Annotated in this window: 13 protein-coding genes; 2 read left to right on the forward strand and 11 right to left on the reverse strand. The window is 71.5% G+C overall.

Features of this window, described 5'->3' with window-relative positions; translation table 11 throughout:
- Positions 1-6: 6 nt before the first annotated feature.
- From ACQP2O_RS43810 to ACQP2O_RS43830, 5 genes are all read right to left on the reverse strand, one after another.
- Positions 7-1215, reverse strand: a complete 1209-nt coding sequence (locus ACQP2O_RS43810) for a glycosyltransferase family 4 protein (protein WP_433175146.1) — start codon at positions 1213-1215, stop codon at positions 7-9.
- Positions 1212-2171: an NAD-dependent epimerase/dehydratase family protein gene (locus ACQP2O_RS43815; RefSeq protein WP_433175147.1), complete on the reverse strand. Its 960-nt coding sequence runs from the start codon at positions 2169-2171 to the stop codon at positions 1212-1214. The genes ACQP2O_RS43810 and ACQP2O_RS43815 overlap by 4 nt, the downstream gene beginning before the upstream one ends.
- A gap of 11 nt (positions 2172-2182) precedes the next feature.
- Positions 2183-2902, reverse strand: a complete 720-nt coding sequence (locus ACQP2O_RS43820; protein WP_433191349.1) for an alpha/beta hydrolase — start codon at positions 2900-2902, stop codon at positions 2183-2185.
- Positions 2903-2992: 90 nt separating this feature from the next.
- Positions 2993-3421: a CBS domain-containing protein gene (locus tag ACQP2O_RS43825; protein WP_433175148.1), complete on the reverse strand. Its 429-nt coding sequence runs from the start codon at positions 3419-3421 to the stop codon at positions 2993-2995.
- A gap of 67 nt (positions 3422-3488) precedes the next feature.
- Positions 3489-4238, reverse strand: coding sequence for a class F sortase (locus ACQP2O_RS43830; protein WP_433175150.1), 750 nt, complete (start codon positions 4236-4238; stop codon positions 3489-3491).
- A 148-nt stretch (positions 4239-4386) separates the two neighbouring features.
- On the opposite strand from ACQP2O_RS43830, the gene ACQP2O_RS43835 reads away from it, so the two are divergent.
- Entirely contained in the window at positions 4387-4752 is a 366-nt protein-coding gene (locus ACQP2O_RS43835; protein ID WP_433175151.1) for a hypothetical protein, read from the forward strand.
- Between the two features lie 560 nt (positions 4753-5312).
- Here ACQP2O_RS43835 and ACQP2O_RS43840 read toward each other — a convergent pair.
- The gene (locus tag ACQP2O_RS43840) at positions 5313-6650 is read right to left on the reverse strand and encodes an FUSC family protein (RefSeq protein WP_433175152.1); all 1338 of its coding nucleotides are present in this window, start codon (positions 6648-6650) and stop codon (positions 5313-5315) included.
- A gap of 241 nt (positions 6651-6891) precedes the next feature.
- Complete coding sequence (locus tag ACQP2O_RS43845) at positions 6892-7617, reverse strand: hypothetical protein (RefSeq protein WP_433175153.1); 726 nt, start codon at positions 7615-7617, stop codon at positions 6892-6894.
- Between the two features lie 360 nt (positions 7618-7977).
- On the opposite strand from ACQP2O_RS43845, the gene ACQP2O_RS43850 reads away from it, so the two are divergent.
- The gene (locus tag ACQP2O_RS43850) at positions 7978-9507 is read left to right on the forward strand and encodes an ATP-dependent DNA ligase (protein ID WP_433175155.1); all 1530 of its coding nucleotides are present in this window, start codon (positions 7978-7980) and stop codon (positions 9505-9507) included.
- A gap of 85 nt (positions 9508-9592) precedes the next feature.
- Here the strand turns inward: ACQP2O_RS43850 and ACQP2O_RS43855 are convergent, their stop codons facing one another.
- From ACQP2O_RS43855 to ACQP2O_RS43870, 4 genes are all read right to left on the reverse strand, one after another.
- Positions 9593-10456, reverse strand: a complete 864-nt coding sequence (locus ACQP2O_RS43855) for a hypothetical protein (protein ID WP_433175156.1) — start codon at positions 10454-10456, stop codon at positions 9593-9595.
- Between the two features lie 83 nt (positions 10457-10539).
- Positions 10540-11838 carry a M50 family metallopeptidase gene (locus tag ACQP2O_RS43860; protein WP_433175157.1) on the reverse strand — a complete coding sequence of 433 codons (1299 nt, stop codon included), beginning with the start codon at positions 11836-11838 and terminating at the stop codon, positions 10540-10542.
- 330 nt (positions 11839-12168) lie between these two features.
- Complete coding sequence (locus tag ACQP2O_RS43865; RefSeq protein WP_433175159.1) at positions 12169-13392, reverse strand: alginate lyase family protein; 1224 nt, start codon at positions 13390-13392, stop codon at positions 12169-12171.
- Positions 13393-13575: 183 nt separating this feature from the next.
- Positions 13576-14592 carry a glycoside hydrolase family 6 protein gene (locus ACQP2O_RS43870; protein WP_433175160.1) on the reverse strand — a complete coding sequence of 339 codons (1017 nt, stop codon included), beginning with the start codon at positions 14590-14592 and terminating at the stop codon, positions 13576-13578.
- Positions 14593-14605: the final 13 nt, after the last annotated feature.

The raw sequence follows: 14605 nt of genomic DNA on the forward strand, positions 1-14605 counted from the left end.
AACTCGCTACAGCGCTGTCGGGTGCGTTCCCCGATCGGTCACCAGGTCGTACACGTCGGCCAGGCGGGAGCGGGAGGCGGTCCAGGTGAAGTCGGCCATGATGCGATTGCGGCCGCGGTCGCCCATGGCGCGGGCGGCGTCCGGGTACTCCAGCAGGACGCGGAGCGCGCGGGCCAGCTCGGCGGGGCGGTCGGCGGGGACCAGCCGGCCGTGTTCGCCGTCGGTCATCAGCTCGCGTACGGCGGGCAGGTCGGAGGCGACCACGGGGACGCCCGCGGCCATGGACTCCAGGATCTTCAGGGGCGCGCAGCCCTGGTCGAGGTTGCGGGCGCAGCCGGTGAGCGGCGCGACGGAGACGGCCGCGCCGGCCAGCCAGGCGGCGACCTCCGGGTGCGGGAGCGTGAACCGCCAGACGATACGGTCCGCGACGCCGAGGCGTTCGGCGAGACGGCGCAGCGGCCGGGCACGGCGTTCGGGCACGGACGAGCAGACGACGAGCCGCAGGTCGGTCAGGTCCGCGAGCCGCGCGAACGCCCGGAGCAGCACGTCGACGCCCTGCCACGGCTGGATGGCCCCGACGTAGATGAGGTACCGGTCGGGCGCCCCGTCCGGGCGCGCCGTCGTGTCCCGTACGTCGGCGCCGTTCGGCACCAGGTGGAGCTTCGTCTCCGGCACGCCCCGGCGGGACAGGGCCGACGCGATGACCCGTGAGGGCACGACGACCGCGTCGGCGCGGTCCAGGCAGACGCGTTCGAGGTCAGCGATCTTGGCCAGCGTGGCGGGCGTCACCGACGGCCGGGTGTGCGTCAGCTCCACCGAGGGCAGGCCGTTGACCTCGTAGACGACGCGATATGCCCGATCGGGGAGGGTGACCACGGGCAGCGCGCTCCACGGGTCGCGGACGTGGCAGATCCGCAGGGTCGCCCGGTGGGGTTCGAGGTGTGCGGCGACCCACCGGGAGTACGCCTCCGCGCGGTCGAGCAGGTTCGGGATCTGCTCGCCGAAGCGGGCGATCTCGACGCCGCCGGGCTCCCGTTGGTAGCGCGGCAGGCCTCCACCGCCGAGCACGCCGAGCAGTCCGCCGTCGAAACGGGCGAACAGCTCGGCCGCCATGTGGCCGATGTGCACGGCCGACCCCTTGCTCGACGGGAAGCGGTCGAAGGCGAAGTACGCGGCGCGGACACCGCAGACCACCGCGGACCCTTCAACGCTCACGCGGCGGGCTCCGTACGACGCTCGTGGTGCCAGCGGACCTGGTCGGCCAGGCCCTCGGCCAGTCCGATCCGCGCGGACCAGCCCAGCAGGCGCCCGGCCTTCGTCGTATCGGCCCACGTGCGCGCCGCGTCCCCGGCCGCCGGGGCCTGCTCGCGCACCTGCGGCCGTACGCCCAGCAGTCCGGCCAGCAGGGCGATGGCGTCCCGGACGGTGACGGACTCCGGGTGCCCGACGTTGAGCACGGTCCCGGGCGGGAGGTCGGCGGTGGCCGCGGCGAGGGTCGCGGCGGTCACGTCGGCGACGTGGGTGAAGGCGCGTGACTGACCGCCGTCGCCGAAGACCGGCAGGGGCCGGCCGGCCCGCGCCGCCTCGATGAACCGGTGGAAGGCCATGTCGGGGCGCTGCCGTGGGCCGTACACCGAGAAGTAGCGCAGGGTCACGGTCCGCAGGCCCTCCTCCGCCGCCCGCGCGGCGAGGCGTTCGACGGCGACCTTCGTCGTCGCGTACGGGCTGGCGGGACGCGGCGGGTCGTCCTCACGGTGCGGGCGGGCATCGGCGGAACCGTACACCGACGAGCTCGACGCGATCATCACGCGTGGGCGGCGGCCGGGTGCCGCGGCCCCGCAGGCGGCGAGCAGCCGCCGGGTCGCGGTGACGTTGTCGCGCTCGGCGACCGAGGCTCCGGCGCCCCAGGACGTGCGCACTCCGGGCCGGCCGGCCAGGTGGACGACCGCGTCGGCGTCGGCGAGCTTGGTCAGGTCGTCGGTTGCCAGGTCGGTCTCGACGAGGGTGACGCCGGCCCGGTCGGCCAGGCACGCCCAGGTGTCCCGTGCGGCGTCCGGCGCGGCGGACCGGTGGAGGGCGTCGACGGCGAGCACCTCATGGCCCGCCTGGGCCATCGCCTCCGCCACATGGCCGCCGATGAACCCGGCCGCCCCTGTCACCACCACCCGCACGGGGGGCAACCTTATTCGACGGCGGCCGTCCGGGAGGCGGCCCATGCTCCGATCCGGTGGATCAGCGCCGGGGTCGCGGCGCTCTCGGCGTGGCCGTAGCCGGGTTCGATCCACAGCTCGCGCGGGTCGCGAGCCGCGCCGTACAGCTGTTCGGCGTGGTCGACCGGCAGGAACGGGTCCTGGTCGCCGTGCACGATGAGGAGCGGTGTCGGCGCGATGCGCTCCGCGACCTCGTGCGGCGCCTCCGGCACCTTCGCCCAGGCGCCACCGGCGATCCGTGTCCGCCTGACGACGCGGGCGGCCAGGCGGCCCGATCGCCGCTCGATGGCCCAGTGGACGCGGCGCATCGGCTTGGTGTCGCGGTAGTACCACCGGGCCGGGGCGCTCACCGCGACGACCGCGTTCACTCCTCCGTGCAGGGCCGCGTGGCGGACCACGACGGCCCCGCCCATCGAGAAGCCGACGAGCCCGACGCGCTCGTATCCGAGGTGACGGGCATGGCGGACGGCTGCGTCGACGTCGAGGATCTCCCGGTCGCCGACCGTGGACCGGCCGCCGGACCGCCCGTGGCCGCGAAGGTCGATCGCGATGACGCCGCCGACCTTGTTGAGCACGGCGGCGATCCGCCGCGTGGTCGGTTGCCGCCACGCGCCGGTGAACCCGTGCGCGAGGACCAGGCACAGGCCGTCCGGGCCGGGCAGGTGGCCGGCGTCGATCCGGACGCCGTCCATCGAATGCAGGGTCAAAGACTGAACGCTCACACGTTCATCGTGCCCGCACCTGGCCGGGTCCGGGGACCGGTGCCCCGCCGTACGGCGGGTTCAGCGTTTGATGTAGTCGACGAGCTGTTCGCGTTCGGTCTCAAGCTCGGCGATCGTGCTCTTCACGACGTCGCCGATGCTGACGATCCCGACGAGGCTCCCGTCGCGTACGACGGGGAGGTGACGGATGCGGTGCTCCGTCATGATGCCCCGCAGGCCGTCCACGTCGTCGGTGGGCGCACACGTGCGCACCGGCGTGGTCATGATCGTCGACACCGGAGCGTCCAGCAGCTCCGCGCCCTGCTCGCCCAGCCGCCGGACGATGTCACGCTCCGAGACGATGCCCTCGATCGTGTTGTGGTCGCTGGACACGACGACGGCACCGATGTTGTGCTCCGCGAGCAACGCGAGCAGCCGCCGTACGCTCTCGTGTGGAGCGATCGTGGCGACGTCCCCGCCCTTCGCACGGAGAATCTCCGAAATTCGCATTTATCGACCTCCCGGCTGGTCGGGACCGGCATCACTACGCCAAGCATCCCCCCTCTCCGGGAAAACGTCACGGCTTCTGCGCAGCCGATCCGGCGGGCGAGGGCGCCTCGGACCCGCTCGCCGGGGATGCGCCCTTCCGCCGACCCGCGGCGAGATGGGCGTACACGATCGTGTTGTCGAGGTAGCTGTGACCGTCGAAGTCGCCACCGCACGTGATCAGACGGAGCCCGGCGAACCCGAGATCGCCGTAGACGCGTTGCGTCGGAAAGTGCTTCTTGGACACCCGTTCGACCGAGTCGACGGTGAACGTCGCGACCACGCCGTCCCTACGGGTCACCTCCACAGTGTCGCCGGGACGCAGGCTGCCGAGCCGGTAGAACACGGCCGGACCCTTCTTGCTGTCGACGTGGCCGACGAGCACGGCGGGTCCGCGTTCCCCCGGCGACGGGCCCTTGTCGTACCAGCCGGCCAGATGCGCGCGCGACAGCGGCGGTACGGCGACGGATCCGTCGTGGTCGAGGCCGACCTGGAGCAGTGACGCGTGGATCCCGATCTTCGGGACGTCCAAGCGGAGCGGTACGGAGGCCCCGAGGGCCGGCCCTGCCGACGGACCGACCGCGGCGCCCGACCGGGCGGCATGCCGATCGGGTCGCGGCGGTCCCGGGCTCTCACACGCGTCGAACCACAGGACCGCCGCGCCCGCCGCGATCAACCCGGCGGCCGCCCCGCCGCGGAGACGGCCGCCACGTGATCGTGATGATCGGCTACGAACGGGCACCGGTCCGGATCCGCCGGCGGGCAAGAAGACCCGTGCCACCCAGGATCAGGGAGAGCCCGGCGACGCCCAGCGGCACGTTCGCTCCCTGGCCACCACCGAACCCGGCGTGTACGGCCCCGGATGGGACCGCCCTCACCTGGGCGCGCATGTGCATGGGCCGTGCGTGCTCCTTCTCCGGTGCCGCCTTGTGCTCCTCTTCGGCGCAGCAGCCGCCTGCCGACTCATCGCCGGAGACGGCGTCGCCATCGCCACAGTGCTCGCCGTCACAGCCCGAGTCACCGAACGCGAAGGGACCGGCGCCGCTGAAATGGCGGTGGCGGTGGCGCAAGCCGCCGCAGAAGTCACCGTCGCAGTGGTGCTGGCGGAGATCGCCGTCGCGGTCGCCGTCGCCATCACCGTCGCCATCACCGTCACCGTCCCGGCGAACCAGGGACAGCTTGTGCGCACCCGCAGGAATCAGCGCCTGGCGGGCTCCCGTGTGGACGGCAACGTGCTGCACCCGATGGTGCAGCGCCGCGTGCGCACCGGTGTAAGACGCGCCCAGAGCGGGTGAAGCAAGCCCGATCGCCAGTGCGGCCGCTGAAGCGGTTGTCAGGGTCAGGGTTTCGACCCTCATGAGTACCCCCTTGATGTCAGCGGCAGCCTGGACTGCTTCCCTGGCTGCCGGCATCGCCACCGCCCCCCTCATTCCCGCATCACCGACACCGCGACCAATGTCTCTATGCTCTTGATCAAATGATTACGGTGAGATGCGGACGCTTAGTGCGATCGGCCGCCCGACCATTTCAGGAAAGACCATGCTCAGTCGCTCTCGGCCGCGTTAAGTGGATTTCTCCGCACTCGCGGAGACGCCTGTGACCTGCCGAGACGTCTCCGACCCGGCGTCGACGACCAGAGGGCGCGAGGACTTGCGACGCATCCGTCGCTTTTCATACCCGACCATAAGTCGCAGCAGACAACCGACATATACGCCCGACGGGGAGACAGCGCCGAAATCAAGCAACCGACCCGACGATCAAGGCAGGTGGCGAATCATCCACAAGGCGGCAAATCGCACTGGATTACCCTTCGGGCGAATATACCGCGCCGATTGGTGGCCACCCCTGCGTCCACTCACGCCGAGAGGCACCGCTCCCCGGCCTGCCGATCGCCAGGCCGCCGGTCCCGGGCCTGCCGATCGCCAAGCTGCCGGTCTCGAGCCTCCCGGTCGCCAGGCCGCCGCTCCCGGCTCTGGCGCTCCCCGGCCTGCCGCTTCCGGGGCTGCCGGTCGCCGGGCCGCCGGTCCGCGGGCCGGTGCCTGCGCGACGGGCGTCGGCGCGGCCAGCGTTCGCGCTGCCGCGCCCGGTGCTCGACGCGGAGCTGGTTGATGAGCTGGTCCAGGTGGACGAGCAGGGCACCGCGGAGCGCCCACTCGACCGCGTCGTCGACGGGAAGGTTCTGGAGGATCCCCGCGACGTCGTCCCGATGGCGCTCGGCCGCCGCCAGCGCCCTCGTGAGCTCCTTCTCCGCGTAGTCCGGATCCCCGGCCACCTCGCAGCGGACCATGTGACCGTAGGCCCGGATCGCGTCCGCGAGGTCGTCCAGGGCGGCGCCGACCGCCTCGTGGCCGTGCCGCCCGTACACCGGGTCACCGGCCCGCATCCCGTCCACGACGGCGCGGGCGAGTCCCCGCAGGTAGACCTGGAAGTGCTCCAGCGACTCCAGACCGGTGCTCAGGACGACGCCGGCGTGGACGAGACCGACCGCCCGGGGGTTGAGCTTGATGCTGTCCTCGGCGTCCTCCAGCGCCCGGCGCACCCGGCCGATCTCCCGGCCGAGTTCCCGGGACCGCCGAAGCCAGTCGCACGCCTGGTCGCGGGACGGCTCGCCGCGCAGTCCCACCGCCATCCGATCGAGCAGTTCGGCCATCCGCCGGCTCAGGTCCTGAACCGCCTCCTCCGCGGGCTGGACCCGCAGCGGAGACAGGATGAGGCCGGCGATCAGCCCGGTGCCCGCCCCGATCAGGGTCTCGACCACCCGGTCGGCGGCGTTGAAGTTGCTGGGCAGGGAGAGGATCAGCATCGCGCTGATCGCGACCTCCAGCACCTGGTCGCCGAGGCGCAGCGCGAATCCGAGCATGAGCGCCGCCGCGATGGCCAGGCCGAGGCTCCACCAGGTGAAGCCGACGACCTTGGCGAGCAGGACGGCGATCAGCACGCCGCCGACGACGCTGCCGATGCGCTGGACGGCCATGCGCACCGTCCGGTACAGCGTGACCTGCAGGACGAGGAGGGCCGTCAGCGGGGCCAGGGTCGGCCGGGCGCTCGTCATGGGGAGCACGCAGGCGACGAGGTAGGCGGCGACAGCCGTCGCCGTGAGCCGGGCGACCAGCGCCGTCTGCGGCTGTGTCTGGCGGCGGACGAGGTTGAAGGGTTGGACGACGCGTGCGGGAACGACAGTGGCGATGCTCATGAGGGAATCAAGAAAGGGGGGTCGAAGGCAGGGGACAGACCGGGCAGCGGACCATCGAAGGTCACCAGGGGTACCGGCCGAGAGACGACCCGGGGCCGCCGGGGCGCGCGCCCGCAGGGAACGGGCCGCACCTGCCCGGGGAAACCGGGCACGTAGGGTTTCATCGCATGCGGCCGTACGGATATTCCAGAGGGCCGTCGGGTTTACCGAAGAGAACCGTCTGATCTACCGAAGATAGAGGTCAGCGAAGAGATGTGAGCCCCGCGCGGGCGGCGGCGATCGCGTTGGTCAGGCAGCGCTGCTCGCTCGCGGACCGGTCCTTGTCCGCCGGTTGCTCCTCGGTGTACTGCACGCGCAGGACGACGTTGCGGTAGCGCACGGTCGCCTCTCCGACCGCGATCCGGACGTCCCGGTCGATCCAGTATCGCTCGAACGCCGCGTCACCGAGGCCGCCGATCCGGCGCAGCGAACTCGTGTCGGCGGTCAGGTCCTTCTCCGCCTGCTTCCACTGCGCCTCGAACGACCACGTCGTCATGCCGGTGGCCTGATCGTGCATGTACTTGGGCAGGAAGGCCCGCGCGTCGACCTGTACGGCGCGGAAGGTGCGCCCTTCGGTAAAGGAGTACTTGCAGACGCCGGCCGTCTCGGCGCCCATCCTGTCGATCTTCGGCGTGGTCGTCGGGACCAGCCGCCGTACGGTGTCGGCGGGCAGGATCCCGCACGCCGACGGCAGCGTCGCGAACACCGGCGGCTGCGCCGCCCTGCGCGGCGTGTCGGCCGCCCGGGACCCGGTCGTGGCCGGATGCGACCGTGACGGCGACGCCTCCGGCCGGCCTCCCCAGCGGCCGAACACGAAGACGGCTGTGGCCGCCAGGCCCACCGCCAGCGCGACGAACGCGGCGACCACGAGACCGGCCGCGCGCGGACGACGGCTCTCGGCCCTCGGCGCCTCCGGGGGTGAGTACACCCTGTGGAACGGCTCCGGTAGCCGCGGGAGTCCCGAACCCTGCGGCGGTCCCAACCCTTCCTCCCACTCCTGTTCCCCGGGCGGCCCGGGATGTCGGCTCGATGCGACCGTAACCGGCGATTCCCTCCCGAAACCAGAGTCATATGTCATGGTCGCGTTCCTCGCCTCCTCCGCTCGCCGACACCGGCCACCGCCACCTCCGCCTCCACCGGCCTCCGACACCGGAAACCGGTACCTCCGCCTCCTCCGGCCGCCGTGACCGGCCGCCGGTACCCCGTCTCCACCGGCTGCCGGAACCCGGCCGCCGGTGCCTCCAAGACGGGCTCCCCCGATTGTCGGTCGCAGGAGTCAGAATGGAATGTGCTGTTGAGCGAGATCACCGAGACCTCACGGGCCGTGGGCGCGACCTCCGGACGGCGGGCGAAGATCGAGCTACTCGCCGCCTGCCTGCGTGACGCCGACCCGGGCGAGACCGCGATCGCGGTGGCCTACCTCTCCGGTGAGCTGCCACAACGCCAGATCGGCGTGGGCTGGGCGACCCTTCGCGACCGGCCGCCCGCGGCGGCGGAGGCGGCCCTGACCGTCGCCGAGGTCGACGCCGCGTTCACCACGATCGGCGCCGTTTCAGGTAAGGGTTCCGTCACCACCCGGCGACACCTGGTGGGGGAATTGTTCTCCCACGCGACGGCCTCCGAGCAGAGTTTCCTCCTCCGCCTGCTGTCCGGCGAGCTTCGGCAGGGCGCGCTCGACGGTGTGATGGCCGACGCGATCGCCGCCGCCGCCGACGTGCCCGCCGCCGAGGTGCGCCGGGCCGTGATGTTCCGCGGCTCGCTCGGCGCGGTCGCCGCGACCGCCCTGACCGAGGGCAGCGCCGGGCTCCGGGCGTTCGGGCTGGAGGTCGGGCGCCCGGTCAAGCCGATGCTCGCCGCCAGCGCGCCGTCCGTCGAGGCGGCGCTGGAGAAGGTCAGCCCCGCGGCCGTCGAGTGGAAGCTCGACGGCATCCGGGTCCAGGCGCACGTGTCCGAGGGCGAGGTCCGCCTGTTCACCCGCACCCTGGACGACATCACCACCCGGCTCCCCGAGACCGTCACCGCCCTCGGCGCGCTGCCCGTACGGACGGCCGTCTTCGACGGCGAGCTGATCGCGCTGCGCGACGACGGCCGGCCCCACCCGTTCCAGGTCACCTCCGCCCGCGTCGCCAGCCACGGCGTACGGCCGGGCTCCGAGCAGGCCGTGCCGCTGTCGGTGTTCCTGTTCGACGTGCTCCACCTCGACGGCGAGGATCTGATCGACCTGCCGGGTGAGAAGCGCGACGAGGCTCTCTCGCGGGTGGTCCCCGAGCCGCTGCGCATGCCGCGGATCGTCACGGCGTCCGTCGACGAGGCCGGCGCGTTCTTCCGCGACGCCCTGGCCCACGGCCACGAAGGCGTGCTGGTCAAGTCGCTCGACACCCCCTACACCGCCGGCCGTCGTGGCGCCGGGTGGATCAAGGTGAAGCCCCGCCACACGCTGGATCTGGTCGTCCTGGCCGTCGAATGGGGTCACGGCCGCCGCCGCGGCAAGCTGTCCAACCTGCACCTCGGCGCCCGCGACCCCGAGACCGGCGGGTTCGTGATGCTGGGCAAGACCTTCAAGGGTCTGACCGACGAGATGCTCGCCTGGCAGACGGAGCGCCTGCTCGCGCTGGAGTCGCACCGCGACGAGTTCACCGTCCACGTACGGCCCGAGCTCGTCGTCGAGATCGCCTTCGACGGCGTGCAGCGCAGCCCGCGGTATCCCGGCGGGATGGCGCTGCGGTTCGCCCGGGTGCTCCGCCACCGGCCGGACAAGTCCGCCGCCGAGGCCGACACGGTCGACAGCGTGCGCGCCATCGCCGGCTTCCCCTCCTGACCGGCGCTCCCACCCGCCTCGTGAGCGATCGGGAGGCCGCCAGGGCGTGTTCGACGAATCCGCTGTCCGCGGCGCCTGGACGCCGCTACGAACGGGATTTGTCGGACAGGCCCTTGGGCGTGCCGCCGCGGTCCAGGCGGCGGCGGGAGCCGACGGAACGCTCGTGGGAGATCAGATCGTGCCGGCCGGCGATGAACTCCTGCACCCAGATCTTGGCGCGGATCATCGGGCGGCGGATGCGCTGCTCACGGCGGAGCGCCCGGCGGAACTTCCGCGTGCCCGGCCGGTACCTCCACCGGGCCCAGGGCGAGCCCGGACGGGCCAGCCGAAGAGCGCTGAAGATGAGGACCACCGGCACGAACAGGCCGAGCAGCCCCGTCCAGATCTTGCCCTTGAACAGGGTGACGATGGCCAGCCCCAGGTTGGCCAGGATGTTGGCGAGGACGACGAGGAAGACGCCGACGGAGACGGTCGCGTCCGGCCGCAGGTCTCGGACGTCGCTGAGGCCGATCGGGCGGACGCCGACCAGGATCAGGCCCGTCACCGCGATCGCGATGAACACCGCGTCGACGGAGGCGCGCCCCTCCTCCATCCAGTAGACGTCGCGCAGGTGGAGGATCAGCGCGAACTCGTCGAGGACCAGGGCGGCCCCCACCCCGAACAGCGAGGCCGCGCCGGCGTACCACGTCGTGTAGGTGTCGGGGATGGACAGCGCGGCGACGCCACCGATCAGCATCAGTACGACCCCGAACACCACGTGGTGGATGTGCAGGTCACCGACCTCGACGTTCTTGAACCACCAGCGCACCTTGGCGCGGATCAGGCGAACGTTGATGCGCACGACGACGAACGTGACGATGAACGCCACGAAGAAGCAGAACAGTGGCAGCCGCCCGGTCTGGACGATGCGCTCGCTGAAAAATCCCTCCATGGTGGCCCCCGACGTCATACGTCCCCATCATGACCCATTCCGGTCAGCCATAACGCTTGACGTCGGGGGGTACCGCCCGGTTCGGGAGGTTACAGGCGGCGTCAGCCGTTGAGGCGTACCGGATTCACGAGGTCGGCGTAGATCAACAGAGCGCCCATCGTGATGATCACCACGGCCATGGCGTACGTCAGCGGGAGGGCCTTGGCGACGTCGACGTGGCCGGGGTCGGGCCGACGGGTGATCCGGGCGATGCCCTTCTTCAGCGCCTCCCACAGCGCGCCCGCGATGTGCCCGCCGTCCAGCGGCAGGAGCGGCACCAGGTTGAACATGCCCACCGCGAAGTTGACCGTGCCGAGCATCATGAGGAAGAACGCGAGCTTGTCCAGCCCCGGCTCCTTCGACGCGGCGATCTCCCCGCCGATCCGGCTGGCCCCGACGACGCCGATGGGGCCGTTCGGGTCGCGCTTCTTGTCGCTGAAGGCGGCGTTCCAGACGCCGACCATCTTCTTCGGCATGTTGATCAGGGAGCCGACGGTGCGCTTCGTCAGGTCGGTCATCGTGCTGACGACCACGCCCGGGCCCTGGCGTTCGCGGGCGCTCGTCGGGCTGATCCCGAGGAACCCGACGGTCTCGGTCTTGTCCGGGTCGGTCAGCGACTGCATCTGGTTGGTGGTGACGGGAACGCTCAGCGGGACGTCCTGCCCACCCCGCTTGACCACGACCGGCACCGTATGCCCGCCGGACGCCCGGATCAGGCCCTGCAGCTGCTGGTACGAGTGGATCTTGTGGCCTTCGTAGGAGACGATCCGGTCGCCGGCCCGCAGCCCCGCCTTGACGGCGGGGGTCACCGGGTCGCCGGCCCGGCAGTCGCGGCCCGCCTGCGCGGCCGGGATCGTGCACTTCGACACCGACGCGATCACCGGCTGCAGCGTCGACACGCCGATCCCCATGACGACGATGCTGATGAACACGAACGCCAGCAGCAGGTTCATGAACGGGCCGGCGAACATGATGATGACCTTCTGCCACCACTTCTTGCGGTAGAAGACGCGGTCCTCGTCGCCCGGCCCGACCTCCTCCAGGGCGGCGCCGCGCGCGGACTCGATGAGCCCCTGGAACGGCCCGGTGGACGACTGGCGGACCGTGCCCGGCTCGTCGCCCTTTCGCGGCGGCAGCATCCCGATCATGCGGATGTACCCGCCCAGCGGGATCCACTTGACGCCGTACTCGGTGTCGCCCTTGCGCCGGGACCACAGGGTGGGCCCGAAGCCGACCATGAACTGCGGGACGCGGACGCCGAAGAGCTTCGCGAAGGACATGTGGCCCAGCTCGTGCAGGGCGATCGAGGCGAGCAGCCCGAGGAAGAAGACGACGATGCCCACCACGAAAAGCACGCTCATTGCCCGCCCACGCTCCTCACCCGTCCCGCCGCCGGCGTCCGCCGGACGCCGTGCGGCCTGGCCGCTCCGCTCGCCGTGCCGCGCACGCTCACCGGTAGGCCTCCGAGATCTCGACCGGTCAAGCGTATGCCGAAAACCGGCGCTCCATGGCCGCGAGCGCTCGGGCGGGCCGTCTCCGCCGGGCCCGGCGATCCTTACCTCGGCGGCCGTCGGTCGTTCCCCGGCGGCCACCCCGCCCGGCCTGGGGGCGGAACCCTCGGGGAACGCCGCAACGCTCCCGGGCCGAGCCAGGCGGCTCGGCCCGGCTTCCGAGCCTTTCGTACGGGCTGGTCAGGGGGCTCCGGCGTGGGTGAGCGTCTCCCAGGCGAGGAAGTAGCTCGCGCCGGCGGGCCGGTCCTTGGCGACCAGCTTCGCCGTCTGGGGCAGGGAGACCTTCAGGCGGCCGTGGTACTCGTTGTAGCCGACCTCGAGGACCGGCCCGAGCCCGCGCTTCACGGTGCCCTTGCAGAGCCACGACGGCGCCTTGGCGCCCAGTTCGTACGTGGAGTGGAACTCCAGCGCCTTCGTCAGTCGTGCGCGGCCCTCGCCGTACAGGTCCACACCCTGCAGCCGGGCGGTCTCGGCGACGTGCAGCGCCGCGTCGATGGCCCAGCCGGTGTGGCCGAAGTCGCGGCAGGTCTCCTGGGCCAGTCCGTCAACGAACGTGGTCTGCCCCTGCCAGTACTTGATGATCTCGGCCTTGGTGTTGATCTGGCCGCCCGGCGGCGGCTTCGGCAGGGCGCCGTCGGACTTGAGGTAGAAGTACGCGGGCAGGCGCTTCCGCCACAGGGCGACGGCCTTGTCGAATGACGTGTGGTCGTCGAGGAACACCGCGATCCCGATCGCGGCGTCCGTCATGATCAGTTCCCAGTTGCCGTTGGTGCCGTTCGGCTTGCCGTTGATCACGGTGGGCAGGTAGACGGTGCGCAGCATCGTCGCGAAGCGCTTCTCCTGCGCCCACGTCCCCGTGTAGGTGTGCTTGATCAGCTCGCCGGCGCGTGCGAAGGACGCGCCGGACCAGCCGGTCTGCAGCGGGGCGTTGTGGTTCGTGTGCTCCTTGATGACGGCCGACCAGGCGTCCATGATCTGGATCGCCTTCTTGGCGTACCGGTCGTCGCGGGAGATGTACCAGATCAGGGCGTCGGTGTAGGCGGCGAGGGCGTCCTCGCGTTCGTCCGAGCAGCCGTGGTTCGGGTTGGACCCCGAGCCGCACTCGACGTTGGCGCGCGGCTTCGGCGTCCGGGACAGCGACCCGTACGCGCTCGCGCGCATCGTGTCGTACGCCTTCGTCCACGGCTGGGCGCCGGCCTTGACCTTCGCCCGGGCGAAGTCGAGTTGGGAGCGTCCGACCAGGACGCCCGGGTGCTGGAAGGCCGCGGCCTGGGTGTTCGCGGCCGGTATGGCGCCGGCCCGTGTCGACGGGGTGCCGCGGGAGGTCAGCACGGTGAGGGCCGCGACCGCCAGCGTGATCGCCACGCAGGTCAGGAGCCAGGCCCGGGTGCGCGTGCGCGCCATGAGATTCCTCTCGGGGGGTACTTAAGGATCTTGGGGCGCGGGCCATGCAACCGGTGTGGTGGGCCACGGTCAATCGGATCGCGGAAAAAAGGTTAATAAACCTCCCTATCAATACCGTGGGTAATCGCACGTTGACGGATCGGCGGAGCACCCCGCTCCGCCGATCCGCCGGGAATCCGGTCGTCAGGACCCGTTGATCAGGTGCATGGCGAGGTCGGGGCTGAACTGGCCCGCCGGGATGCCCTCGCCGACTCCGCAGGATCCGTCGGAGTCGCCGGGGACCTTCACCCACAGCAGCATCTCCGCGCCGCCGCCGACCTGGGGCGTGACGCCGAGCTTGCGGCCCGCCGGATTGCACCACTCCCCGTTCTTCGATCCGTTGCCGTTACGGCTGGTGTCGACGATGAACGGCACCTTGCTCGACAGCGAGGCGTTCACCGCCGTGCCGTAGGACTCCGACTCGTCGGTGGTGTAGTAGTTCGAGACGTTGACGGCGAAGCCCCGGACGTTGTGCACGCCGGCGGACTCCAGCCGCTGGGCCATGGTGTCCGGGGCGATCCACTTGGCGTTGCCGGCGTCGAGGTACGCCCAGGTGTTCGGCGCCTTGGCCTTGAACTGCTCGGTCGCGAACTTCAGCAGGTCCAGGCGGAACTGCCGGTCCGAGTCGGTCGGCAGGCAGTCGAGCTGGGCAAGGGCGTCCGGTTCGATGACCACGACGGCGGGCCGGGTCCCGATCGCGCCGGCGAAGGCCGAGATCCACCCCTCGTACTTGTCCTTGTCCGAACCGCCCTTGGACTCGCCCGAACAGTCCCGGCCGGGGATGTTGTACGCGACGAGGACGGGCAGCTTGTCGGCGGCGTCGGCGGCGCCGACGTAGTCCGAGACCGCCGTTCCGATGTCGCTGTTCCAGTCGCCGAACCAGGCCGCCGTCGGCTTGTCGGCGATCGCCGACTTGATCTGGGCGGCGCGCGCGTCGCCGGGGTTGTCCCGTACCCACTTGGCGGGGTTGGAGTCCGGGGCGACGTAGAAGCCGCTGGTCATGTCGACCGGGCTGCCGGCCGCGGCGGCGGGCGCCGCGGCGCGGGCCGCGACGGTGCCCGCCGACTGACCGGGCGAGCAGGCTCCGGTCAGGCCGATCACGGCTGCGGCGCCGAGCGCGGCCAAGCCGGTGATCCGCCGAGATGTCCTTGAGTGGGCCATGGAGCTCCTCACG

This window comes from Actinoallomurus sp. CA-150999, from assembly GCF_050942425.1.
Classification (GTDB): Bacteria; Actinomycetota; Actinomycetes; order Streptosporangiales; family Streptosporangiaceae; genus Actinoallomurus.